A 12,363-nucleotide genomic window follows, 5' to 3' on the forward strand; every position below is an offset into this window, starting at 1 on the left:
TTCAGCCGCTTGATGAATACATTGAAGTGTTGCCGGTGGCTATGACTTTACAAAGGTGGGCCGTAAAAAAACAAGAGTAAATACCATAATAAGGTGATTTTTTATGTAGATTCGGGGATGAAATAGATCCAGATCCTATGACATTGACACTTCCCCACCTTTTTATGATTTCGTTTCTGAGTGTATTGCTGTTTCAATGTGCATTCAGCATTGTTCAGTTGAGCATTCACAAACGCCGCGAGTATTTTTACTACACTTTATATTTGTGGCTGCTGTTCGTTAACTTTTCAGTAAACTTTTACTTTACCTTATACCCCATTCCCGACTGGGAGGTTAATTACCTGCGGTCTTTTTTTGGTCTGCCGGTCAATTATCTCATTTATGTCTTTTACCTTCTTTTTATTTACGAGTACCTCCAGCTTCCCGACACCGCTCCCAGGTTTGCCAGGGAAATCATCATATTCGTTTATTTCAATTTATTCATTTCGGTCATCACAGGTGTGTTCTTCTGCCTGTACCCGCAATGGCCGCAGGGAATCATCATTCCCTTGTTATTCATCTCATTTTTAGGTATTCTTTACCCTATTCTCAGAGTCTGGCAGCAAAGACTGAAACTCTACCGTTATGTCCTTATCGGTTGCACCGTCCTGGCAGTCGGCTATCTGTGCAGTTTTATGTTGTCTATTTCCAACGGCTATATGGGCACCTCCTATGACACCGATTTTCCTACTTACATTGGTGTGCTGGTCGAAATATTCTATTTTAACTATGCCCTTCAGTACAAGACCAACTGGCTGGAGAAGCAGATATTATTAAAGGAAATTGAAAACCAGAAAAACATTGAAGAAGAACACCGCAGGCTGTCGGCCGACCTGCACGACGAAGTAGGCAGCACACTCAGCAGCATTCAGATCATGAGCGTATTGTCCGAAAAACAGCTGCAGAAAAACCCGAAAGAGGTGGAAAGGTTGCTTAATCTTATCACTTACCAGTCAGACAAAATGAACCACACCCTGAGTGACATTGTCTGGGGTTTGCGAACCGATGTTGATAAAATCGAAGACCTGAACGCCCGGATGTATGAGGTGTTGACTTATACCCTGGAGTCGGCAGATATTGCTTACAGCATCACCCCGCTTACGAGCGGAGCCCATAAGCAACTGACCTCCCTCCAAAGGCGTAGTATTTTGCTGGCTTTTAAAGAGGCCATCAACAACATTCTGAAATACTCACACGCCAAAAACGTGACCATCAGTCTGGAAATCGTGGCGGGGCAGTTCATTCTTACGATCAAAGACGACGGTGTCGGATTCGAAGTGGAGCAGGACTTGTGGACCGGAAACGGGTTGAGAAACATGCAATACCGCATGCAGGAAATCGGGGGAGCGTGTGAAATAATTTCCAGAAAGACACTGGGAACCACCATCACTTATACTTTTCCCCTGGCCGGTTAGACAATCTTATGGGCCATGGCTTTGTACACTGCTTCTGTAGCACTGTTGACCTGTAGTTTTTTATAAATCTTCTTGATGTGCGTCCGTACCGTTTCGATAGAGATAAAAAGCTCCCCGGCAATCATCTTGTAGCTTTTCCCGAGCACCAGCAATCGTAATAATTCTACTTCCCGCTTACTCAGATTCTCATCATTATGGGTCGCTATGCTGGTGTTTTTGGGAAACAACTGCAGTATTTTTTTGGCTACAGAGCTGGTCATCGGGGCCCCGCCGTCAAAAACATCCTTGATCATTTCTATGAGCATGTCGGGTTTTGTTTTTTTGAGGATATAGCCCGAAGCTCCGGCACAGATGGACTGATAGATATTGTCATCGTCTTCAAAAACCGTGAGCATGATGACGGGCAGGTCATAAAACACCGAACGTATGATTTTGACGGCCTCTACGCCATTGATGCCCGGCATATCAATATCCATCAGGATCAATGCGGGTTTTAGAAGCTCTATGTCTTTCAATACATTCCTGGGATTGGGAAAGGAGGCCGACACTTCGAAGGTTTCATCCAGAACCAATAAACTGGCGATGCTGTCCCTCATCATTTCATTATCGTCATAAATGATTATTCTGTGTGCCGGTGTATTATTCATGAGAGGGTATGCCTGGTCTGCAGAAGGTTTTCCTGATGAACCGGCAATAAGATTAAATATTAACAATCTGAACTTACAATCAAATGTAATAAACAATTGAATTTAATCCCATACCATATTCGTGGTATTCTGACCTGAATTAGATATTGAAAGCTGACTTTGAGCCAGAACTGACAAAGACGACGAAAAAGAATAAAAAACTAATGAACCATCCTGCGGAACGCCACCCCGGTGAAAAATTCTCTGTTTGAATAAAACTGAGAATTAAATCAACATTAAGAAGTTAAGCTCATTAAGGATACATGAAGCCAATCGACGACTTTGTGATAACGGTTCTCGGCAGCTACGCTGTCAAACTTCGAACTCCCGTTCCCGTTTGTGCTCGAACTGACAGGGATGGGGAGGGCTCAAACTGACAATATAAAGAGACTCGAACGAACAAAGAGGAAGACGAAGAAAAAGAATAAAAGACTAATGAACATCCATACCAAAATTCTCTGTTTGAGCAAAGCCTAAAATTCCCAATGCTAAAATCTAAGCACTTAATTTTAGGATTTGTGAGTTATAATTTTGAATGTTTTTTTGTTACTTTTTTTCAAAAAAAAGTAAGGCGAGAAGAGGTATAGCGAAGAAAACGATATTCGAAGAAAAAACATGATTCTGTACCCCCTTTAAAAAACTAAACACTCTCCTCAGAAACTAAGGGAGTGTTTATCGTCAACTCCTCAAAACCTACTCTGAGAGTTAAAAACTAATATCTTATTCAAAACCGATTGGTCAGTCTTCCGGATTTAAAACACTCTCCCCAGAAACTGGGGGAGTGTGTCTTTTAACCTTTTAACTCTCCTGTTGAAGAGTTAACAAGCCCCTAAAAATGACTCATCTGTTTCTTAACACTGATTTCCTGATCCAATAAGCGACATGCCGCAATTTACCCCGCTGCCCGGTGTCTCAGACGTACCGGACGGTGTTACACGGTCTCTGACCGCCGGCATCTTCCGCTTTCCCAAAAGTTGAGTACAAACATGACAATAAAAAATAAAATTAGCCCAATGCCCTTATCAGCACGCTGAATGACGGTTTTCTGATGCTTAATTTAATCTCTCCGTACCATGCGAGGCAATTGTATCGCGGTAGATACAGAGATAGGAAGCGAAAGAAGTCAATTATCTAAAGAGCAGGAAAGATATGCATTAGCTAAACTCATCCACTCCGATGCCAGACGTTGCCTGCAACGTCTCTACAATTCAAACACTCAATCACTCCCGCCCGTGTGGAGCTCAGACTAGCATTCAATCATTCAGTCATTCAGTCATTCAATCATTGAAGCATTCATTCATTGAAGCATTCAAAACTACTCACCTCCCCAGCCAGTTCTTAAACTCGGAGATGCGGTCAATGCTGACATAAACTTCTTCTTTTAGCGAGGGGGCCAGCTCCAGTTTGAGCTTTGAGGCAGAAATAGCGTGAATTGAGGATATGGCGTCGAGAGAAACCAGTATGGACCTGTTGACCCGGAAAAACCGGGCCGGATCAAGCATCACAGACAGTTTGTCCAGGCTGTAATCCATGGCATAGTGTTTCCCTTCATAGGTTTTAAAAAACGTAGCCTTTTGTTCGATCAGGAAATAAGCAATTTCGCTGGTTTTTACGCTAAAAAGCTTAGGTCCTGCAGAAATCATAAAACGGTCTTTGTAAGCTTCCCGGGCGGTTTGCTGGGATAATAATGCTTTCAGGTTAGCCAGATCACCGGAAGTCTTTTTGTCTTCGTTCAATCTCCTGAATTTGTCCAGGGAACCGGCCAGCTCACCCGGATCTATGGGTTTAAGAAGGTAATCCACGCTGTTGGTTTTAAAAGCCCTCAGCATGTATTCATTAAAAGCAGTGGTGAAAATAATGGGAATAAACAGGTTCTGCTGTTCGATAATTTTAAAGCCCAGGTCGTCTTCCAGGTGGATATCGAGAAAGATGAGGTCCGGCTGGTCATTCAGAGGATTTTGCAAATAACGTACACTTTCACGAACCGAGGCAATGATTCCGATGACCGTTATCGACGGATCATACGAGATGATCAGCTTTTGTAACCTTTGAGCACTCAGGGATTCATCTTCAATGATGAGGACTTTCATACATGAGGGGGATTTCGACTTTAAAAATACTATGATCCTGGATAACCTTCACTTCTTTATTGATAGACAGCCTGTAGCGGTCCCTGATGTTATTTAAGCCCAGTCCGGTGGTTGCCCCTTCCAGGTTCCTTTTTTGCAGAAGGTTACTGACCACCAGCACCTCGTTTTCGATGTATATCCTGATGATCAGCGGGTTTTCCACAGACATCCTGTTGTGTTTTACGGCATTCTCTACCAGGAGCTGAAGGGTGAGCGGAACAATATAAATCCGGTTGATCTCAGCCTGATCCAGGTTTACCTGCAACTGGATTTTATTCTCAAATCTCGTATTCAGCAGATACATGTAGGTTTCCAGGAAATCAAGTTCTGCAGATAACTTGATCTGTTCATTATCAGCCTGCTCCAGGATATAGCGGTAGGCAGCAGAAAGCCTGCGGAGAAACTCAACAGACTTCTCGCGGTTCGTTTCTACCAGGGATGAAAGCACACTCAGGTTGTTAAACAAAAAATGCGGGCTTACCTGGCTTTTCAAAGCCAGCAGGTTGGCCCTGATGTTTTCTTTTTCCAGACGTTCGGAGTTGATATTAACCTGTTTTAATCTTTCCTGTACCTGGTTTTTGATGCTCAGATAATAAGCCCCCATCAAAGCCAGCACGGTTATGCCGTTATTCGACCTCCGCTTCACCAGCAGGGCTTCCCGGCCCTGGCTTGGCCTGATCATATCGGGATAAAAGGTAGACTCCATCCAGTTCCAGAAAATATGGAAAAAGGAATTAAAAACAGTAGCCAGGAACATCGCCGCGATCAGGGCAATCAACTGGTTAATAAACCTGAGTTCAAACAGTTGTTCTTCTCCCGTCAGCTTTCTCTGTATCCAGTCGATCACATAAATCCAGAGCGTAAAGAATATCACCGTTACCAGCAGTTCCATAAACCACAGCGGCAACTTTTTCTGTACAATCAGGAAGCTGTATTCGTTGACATTGATGTAGATCCTGGCCGGTACATAAATCGCCGCCAGGGTAAATCCCAGTCTCAGTTTTTGATTGGTATACAGCAGGTTAAATAATGACGGCATAATGTTTTGCAAAACCAAAGCTACAAAAAAAGTGATTTATTTCCATGCCTGGTGTCAAGTCCTTAATTATGGCAGATTAATACCGCCAATTGATGCTATACGTTCACTTTGACTAAAAAAACAATCCTTTTTTTTATTTACATTTGTTGTATTATCCCTGTAATCATTATCAATATCCTGTTAAACATTATTCTTTGAAAACCGATGGCCATGAGATTTTTTTCGATCTGCTTCTTATTTTCTGTTTTAGCCTTTAACTCGTTTGGTCAAAAACCTGAAAGCAACCGTTTTACCAAAGTAGTCCTGGCCCAACGCCTCGAGGAACCCATGCAGTTTCAGATCCTGAAAGACGGCCGCGTGCTTTATGCCGAAAGAAAAGGGAAAATTAAAGTGTATGACCCTAAAACCGGCGAGCTGAGCCTCGTGGCCGAATTTGAAGTCAGCACCAAATATAAAAATGATGCCGGTGAAGTCAGTGAAGGCGAAGACGGTATGCAGGGGGTCATCCTTGACCCTGATTATGACAAAAACCACTGGATTTATATTTACTATTCCCTTGCTGGCGATGACCCGAAAAACCTGCTGGTGAGATATGAATGGCATGGCAAGGAACTGGTGGAAAGCTCCAGGAAAGTATTACTGGAAGTGGTCGTACAGCGAAAAGAATGCTGTCATGTAGGCGGCGGGATGGTCTTTGACAAAGATAAGAACCTGTATCTGACGACCGGGGATAATACTTTTTCACGGGCCTCTGACGGGTTTGCCCCACTGGACACCAGACCGGGCAAATCACCGCAGGATTCGCAGAAATCATCACCCAATACTAATGACTTAAGAGGAAAGATTCTCCGTATTCATCCTGAAAACGACGGTTCTTATACCATTCCTAAAGGCAATATGTTTCCTCCGGGCACACCGCAAACCAGGCCGGAGATCTATACCATGGGCAACCGCAACCCGTGGCGTCCTACGATCGATTCCAAAACAGGCTGGTTGTATTGGGGTGAAGTGGGTCCGGATGGCTCCAGGGATGATCTTGAAAAAAGAGGGCCGCAGTCATACGACGAGTTTAACCGGGCCAAAGGCCCCGGCTTTTATGGCTGGCCTTATTTTGTCGGCGATAACAAAGCTTATGTAGATTATGACTTCGCGACCAAAGTGTCAGGAAAACCTTTTGATCCGGAACACCCGGTCAATAACTCTCCGAACAGCTCAGGACTGAAAGAACTTCCTAAAACTGTTCCTGCATTTATCTGGTATTCAAAAGCCGTAAGCAAGGAGTTCCCGCTGATGGAAAGCGGCGGCAACAGTGCTGTGGGCGGGCCGGTATTCCGCAAAGACGACTTTAAGGGAGCCAAGCGTGTGTATCCTGACTACTATGAAGGCAAGTGGTTCATCACCGACTGGGTTAGAGGCTGGATCAACGTGGTGGAAATGGATGAAAACGGCGAATACAAAGGCATGGAGCGTTTCCTTCCCGACATGAAACTGAAAGGCCCGATCGACATGAAATTTGGCCCTGAGGGCGATTTATATGTGCTTGAATATGGCAACGGCTACTTTAAAGACAATCCCGAAGCCCAGCTGATCAGGATTGAATACAATGGCGGCAACCGCAAACCACAGGTAGAAGCTGCTGTGAGCAAAACCGCCGGGGCTGTTCCTTTGCAGGTAAGTTTTTCTTCTGAAGGCACCAAAGATTTCGACAAAGACGAGGTACTGCAATACAATTGGGCTATCACCAGGAACGGTGCCGCGTTTAAAAATATCAAAGAGGCCAATCCTTCGGTCACTTTCACTACGCCGGGCACTTACAAAGCCACTTTGACGGTAACAGATAAAATGGGAGCTAAAAACACCAAATCTGTAGTCATTAAAGCAGGTAATGAGCCGCCGGTGGTCAGATTTGACATCACCAAAGGCAACTCCAGTTTCTTTTTCCCCGGAAAAAGTATCGGTTATGAAGTTACCGTCAATGACAAGGAAGACGGTAGCCTCGCCAATAAAAAGATATTACCGGGCCAGGTTTCGGTCAGTACCAACTACCTTTCTGAAGGTTTTAACCTGACCAAAATTGCCCAGAAACAGCTGAGTGTCGACGCCTCTGCCCAATACGCCACGGCGATTTCGCTGATCAACAAAGGCGATTGCAAAGCCTGCCACGCTGTAAAAGAAAAGATGCTCGGGCCGTCATTTACGGATGTTGCTCTCAAATACAAAGGTAACACGACGGCCATCAACACCATTTCGAGGAAGATCGTCAACGGCGGTTCAGGCACCTGGGGCGACGCCTCCATGCCTGCCCACCCTACCCTGGCCGACAGCGACGTCAAGTCTATGGTGAAATACATCCTGAGTTTGGCAGAAGCCCCGAAACCAGCCAAAACACTTCCGGTGAAAGGCAGCTACGTCACGGAAATTCCAAAAGGCGATAACACGGAAGGCAGTTTCATTTTCAGAGCGGCCTATACTGACAAAGGCACCAAAACCGCTGCAGCCCAGTCGTCAGAAATGACCGTTGTCCTAAGACATCCGCTCGTACCGGTTTCTTTTGCCGACCAGGCTAAGGAATTCGGTTTCAGCAATGACAGCACCGTGGCCTTCGTTAAAAACCCGGGTGCTTATCTGAAATTCAAGGCAACCGACCTGACAGACATCCGGCAGATCGAGATTGTAAAATCAGTGGGCAGAGCCCCGGCCACGCCCCCTTCAGGCACTATTGAGGTACACGCGGGCTCGCCTGAGGGTAAACTGCTGGGTAAATTCTCCGGTGAATACGCCGACAAGATGTTGATCGATGTTCCGGCAGGTTCAGGCGTAAATGACTTGTATTTTGTCTTTACGGGCGACGCGATCAGGATCAGGTCGTTCCGGTTCGTGGAATAAGCGTCTTAAGAATAATCACAGAACATCCGCCTGATTTCAACGCGGATGTTCCTGCATTTTGAGTATTGCCATGATTTTAAAATATCTATTCAATCAAATTCTGAACTTATGAAACTTCAATTCACTCTCCTCTTTCTCCTTGTTGCCCTGCTGGGTGCGGCCCAGGTCCCGGTTGATTCCCGATCCAGGGAAATTGTCCTGAAGAATGTGGCTGTTATTCCGATGAGCACCGAAACGGTCCTGGAAAACCAGACCGTGGTGGTTAAAAACGGCTTCGTTACGGCCATCGGCCCGAAAGTCATTTATGATAAAAATGCCCTGGTGATTGATGCCAAAGGGAAATACCTGATGCCCGGCCTGGCCGAAATGCACGCCCATGTGCCGCCTGTGGATGAAATAGAACCGATTAAAGAGGTGCTCCTGCTTTTTGCGGCTAATGGTGTTACGACCATCCGTAGCATGTTGGGCCATCCGCTGCACCTGGAAGTCCGCAGTAAAATAAAATCAGGGGAAATCCTCGGACCAAGACTCTACACCTCAGGACCGTCATTCAGCGGCGGAAGTGTCAAAACACCCGAGGAAGGTATAGAAAAAGTTAAAAATCAGAAGAAGGCAGGCTATGATTTCATGAAAATGCATCCCGGCATCACCAAAGCGAATTTTGAGGCGATCGTGAAAACCGCGAAAGAAGAGAACATGCCGTTTGCCGGACACGTCTCTTTCGGTGTGGGTGTGAAACGCTCTGCCGAAGCCGGATACGCCACCATTGACCACCTCGACGGAATGGTTGAATACCTGCTGCCACGCCTGGATACCCTTACAGAGCAGGAAACAGGTCTTTTTTGCGTAAACGTGGGCCATAACGCCGACCTGTCGAAACTGAACGAAGCCTTGAAAATCGTCAAAGATAATAACGTATGGTTTGTGCCTACCCAGACCCTGGCCGAGCACTGGCAGTCACCGACGCGTTCGGTGCAGAGCCTCCTCGCCGCTCCTGAAATGAAGTATATGAGTAAATCTGTATTGGATGGCTGGGCTAGAGCCAAAGAAAACACGATGAAAAATCCCGGGTACCACCCGGCTTCTGTGCTGAAGTTTATTGATGTAAGAAGAAAAATCATCCTGGAATCGCAGCGTCAGGGAGTTGGTCTGCTACTCGGCTCAGATGCTCCGCAGGTTTTCAGTGTACCCGGCTTCTCAATCCCTCACGAACTGGCTTACCTTGTTGAATCAGGACTTACCCCATACCAGGCCCTTTACACCGGCACTGTCAATGTCGGCAAATTCCTTAAGCAGGATAACCTGGGTGTCATCAAAGCCGGAGCGGTGGCAGACCTTCTTTTGCTGGATGCCAATCCATTAAAAGACATCAAAGCCGTGAGTGCCATCAGTGGTGTCATGCTGGACGGCCGCTGGCTGACCAAATCTGACATTGATAATATTCTGATAAAACTGGTTAAGAACTAAAAACAAGCACTGAAAAAGTCATTTATCCTTGTAAATCTAAATCAGGGTTTTAGATTTACAAGGATGATTTGTTTCAGAGGTACAATATTTCCGCAAAACCATCACTCCGTGATCTCCACATGATTACCTTCCGGGTCCAGCACGACGCTCTCATAATAACCGTCACCCGTGGTCCTGGGCTCGCTATCAATGGTGTAGTGGTCTGCCCTCAGACGTTCCGTGAGGCTGTCTACAGTCTGTTTATCTCCAACTGAAACCGCGAAATGGGTGATGCCTTTCGTAAGCCCGCGGTTGGCTGACGCCTCTTTAATGTCTGTCTTGTGCATGATTTCAAGACGTGTTCCGTTTTCGCCGAAAGAGAGAAAATAGGAAGAGAAACCCTTCACCGCATTGACGTACTTTTCGCCGCTGCTCATGTTGAAATAGGTGCAGTAAAACTGCCGCATGACTTCCAGATCGTCTACCCAAATCGCTAAATGTTCAATTTTCATGATGTTTGTTTTCGTTTGTTAAACCAATAAGCGACACCGGTTAAGAATAATAATGCGGCACTGAATCCCAGGGCAAGAGGCAGATTAAAATAGTGGGCGATAAACCCGATGATGGCAGGCCCGGCCAGCTGCCCGGCATAGCCCATCGTGGTAATGGCCGGAATAGCCACCGAAGCAGGCACGCCTTTCAGACGGCCCCCTTCACTGAAAAACACAGGAACGATATTGGCAGCCCCGATACCCAGCAACACAAATCCCAGCAGGGAAACAGGCACCCAGGACACTGTAATGGCTAAAAACAAGCCTGCCGCAGCAACAAAACTTCCCCCGATAACGATCTTTTTTTCGCTCAGACGATGAACGAGCCCGTCTCCCAGCAGACGCATCGTGGCCATAGCCAGCGAAAAGGCGGCATAACCCGCCCCGGAAAATTCCTCATCCACACCCAGGCTTTCCTTCAGAAAAAGAGCACTCCAGTCGAGCATAGACCCTTCTGACAAGAACACAGCAAAACACATAAAGCCAAGAAAAATGACACTTCCCCGCAACCAACTGAAGTTTCCCTTAGCTTCAGTTTTCTGACCATCACCCTGAGCTTCTTCTTTTTCCATTGAAGCATCCAAAAGGGAACCATATGTTGTGATAATAATTAAAATAATAAGAACAGAAATACTGACAGCGGCCGTCAGGACAGGCAATCCGAGTTCCATCAGAGAACCCAGCCCCAGCGAACCCAGCAAGCCGCCTACACTGAACAATCCGTGCATAGAAGACATAATGTGTTTACCATACCGGTTCTGCACCTGCACGGCGTGTGAGTTCATCGCCACATCGAGTGTGCCCACAGCCGCACCGAAAATGAACAAAGCCACAGACATATACCAAACAGAAGAAATGATGATTAAAAACGGCAATACAAGTGCGATCATCAATGCCGAAACAGCCATCACAATCCGGCTTCCGAATTTATGGGACAGTATCCCGCCAACAGGCATCATCGTAATGGCTCCCGCACCCAGCAGCAAAAGAAGAAGCCCGAGGTTGGCCTCATTCAACTCTAATCTCTCCTTCGCTATCGGCACCATCGGTGCCCAACTCGAAATCCCTAAACCGCAAACCAGGAAAATAGCACTGGTCGCTATTCTTGCTTTTTGTATACTATTTGTTTCAGACATGTTTATTGTTTTGATTTTGCAAATAAATGCAATTTTGCATATATTTGCAAATAATAATTATTGCCGGTCTTGTAAAAAACAGGCCGCTTATGTTAATTTTGTCTGACATAAAAGCCCCTGGTGGCATTTATCTATGCTCAAGGAAAAGCGATTTGATTACATCCTGGAAAAACTAGACAGAGACGAACTTGTTGATTATAAGTCGCTTGCTGCGGACCTCGGCATTTCGGAAGACACTGCCAGGCGGGATATACAGACTTTACACAAACATGGCCTGCTTTCCATTGTATCGGGAGGGGCCGTTAAGCGTTCGAAAAATCCGCTGAGTTTCCAGGACAGGACCAGTTATCTCACCGAAGGAAAAGACGTCATTGCCCTCAAAGCCCAGCAGTTTATAAGGAACGGACAAACGATCTTTATGGATGGCGGAACGACCATCTGTGCCATTGCTTCCAGGTTTCCGATGGATGCGTCGTTCAGGGTGGTGACGAACAACGTCGCCTTAATTCCTGTCCTGTCCAATTATCCGGGCATTGAAGTGGTAGTGCTGGGTGGTCTTTATAATAAAACCGTACAGACCAATTTCGGGATATACACTTACAGGGAAGTGGCTTCCTACAGGGCAGATCTGTATTTTATGGGCACTTGTGCCGTTGACAGGAATTCAGGAGTAACCGCCTCGCTCAGCGAAGAAGGAGAAATAAAAAAGGTGATGCTGGCCCAGTCAGCCAAAAACATTGCCATCAGCAATGCCGAAAAACTGAACAGCACCTTCCACTTCAGGGTGTGCGACACAAAAGACATCGACGTGCTGATTACCGACCTGCCCAGCAATGACCCTAAGCTGGATCATTACCGGGGTATCGGAGTAGAGCTGGTGTAAATAGCGATCTTCTGGAAGAATTATTTTTATAAAATGAAGCATGATGTCTCTTATCATCATGCCCCATACCTCAGTCAAAAACCCCACATTTTTGAAAGATGAAAAGTGTGTGTCATTTATATTCAGTTCAACGGTCTGATCTGATAAAGTGTA

Annotated in this window: 9 protein-coding genes; 4 read left to right on the top strand and 5 right to left on the bottom strand. The window is 45.8% G+C overall.

The window, feature by feature from the left end; genetic code table 11:
• The first annotated feature begins 137 nt into the window (after positions 1–137).
• Positions 138–1,454, top strand: a complete 1,317-nt coding sequence (locus GVN16_RS13875) for a 7TM diverse intracellular signaling domain-containing protein (protein ID WP_166564502.1) — start codon at positions 138–140, stop codon at positions 1,452–1,454.
• Here GVN16_RS13875 and GVN16_RS13880 read toward each other — a convergent pair.
• From GVN16_RS13880 to GVN16_RS13890, 3 genes are all read right to left on the bottom strand, one after another.
• Positions 1,451–2,101: a response regulator transcription factor gene (locus tag GVN16_RS13880; RefSeq protein ID WP_166564503.1), complete on the bottom strand. Its 651-nt coding sequence runs from the start codon at positions 2,099–2,101 to the stop codon at positions 1,451–1,453. The genes GVN16_RS13875 and GVN16_RS13880 overlap by 4 nt on opposite strands.
• Positions 2,102–3,459: 1,358 nt before the next feature.
• Entirely contained in the window at positions 3,460–4,230 is a 771-nt protein-coding gene (locus GVN16_RS13885; RefSeq protein ID WP_166564504.1) for a LytTR family DNA-binding domain-containing protein, read from the bottom strand.
• Positions 4,211–5,308: a sensor histidine kinase gene (locus GVN16_RS13890; RefSeq protein ID WP_166564505.1), complete on the bottom strand. Its 1,098-nt coding sequence runs from the start codon at positions 5,306–5,308 to the stop codon at positions 4,211–4,213. Before GVN16_RS13890 ends, GVN16_RS13885 begins: the two co-directional genes overlap by 20 nt.
• A gap of 210 nt (positions 5,309–5,518) precedes the next feature.
• Between GVN16_RS13890 and GVN16_RS13895 the strand changes: the two genes are divergently transcribed.
• Both GVN16_RS13895 and GVN16_RS13900 read left to right on the top strand, forming a co-directional pair.
• Positions 5,519–8,194, top strand: a complete 2,676-nt coding sequence (locus GVN16_RS13895) for a PQQ-dependent sugar dehydrogenase (protein ID WP_166564506.1) — start codon at positions 5,519–5,521, stop codon at positions 8,192–8,194.
• A gap of 108 nt (positions 8,195–8,302) precedes the next feature.
• Positions 8,303–9,661 carry an amidohydrolase family protein gene (locus tag GVN16_RS13900; RefSeq protein WP_166564507.1) on the top strand — a complete coding sequence of 453 codons (1,359 nt, stop codon included), beginning with the start codon at positions 8,303–8,305 and terminating at the stop codon, positions 9,659–9,661.
• A gap of 101 nt (positions 9,662–9,762) precedes the next feature.
• On the opposite strand, the gene GVN16_RS13905 is transcribed toward GVN16_RS13900, so the two are convergent.
• Positions 9,763–10,152 carry a VOC family protein gene (locus tag GVN16_RS13905; protein ID WP_166564508.1) on the bottom strand — a complete coding sequence of 130 codons (390 nt, stop codon included), beginning with the start codon at positions 10,150–10,152 and terminating at the stop codon, positions 9,763–9,765.
• Positions 10,149–11,327 (bottom strand): MFS transporter, encoded by a 1,179-nt coding sequence (locus GVN16_RS13910; protein WP_166564509.1) that lies wholly within the window; start codon positions 11,325–11,327, stop codon positions 10,149–10,151. Before GVN16_RS13910 ends, GVN16_RS13905 begins: the two co-directional genes overlap by 4 nt.
• A gap of 133 nt (positions 11,328–11,460) precedes the next feature.
• Between GVN16_RS13910 and GVN16_RS13915 the strand changes: the two genes are divergently transcribed.
• The gene (locus GVN16_RS13915) at positions 11,461–12,210 is read left to right on the top strand and encodes a DeoR/GlpR family DNA-binding transcription regulator (protein WP_166564510.1); all 750 of its coding nucleotides are present in this window, start codon (positions 11,461–11,463) and stop codon (positions 12,208–12,210) included.
• The last annotated feature ends 153 nt before the right edge of the window (positions 12,211–12,363 follow it).

Source organism: Emticicia sp. CRIBPO, from assembly GCF_009905725.1.
GTDB lineage: Bacteria > Bacteroidota > Bacteroidia > Cytophagales > Spirosomataceae > Leadbetterella.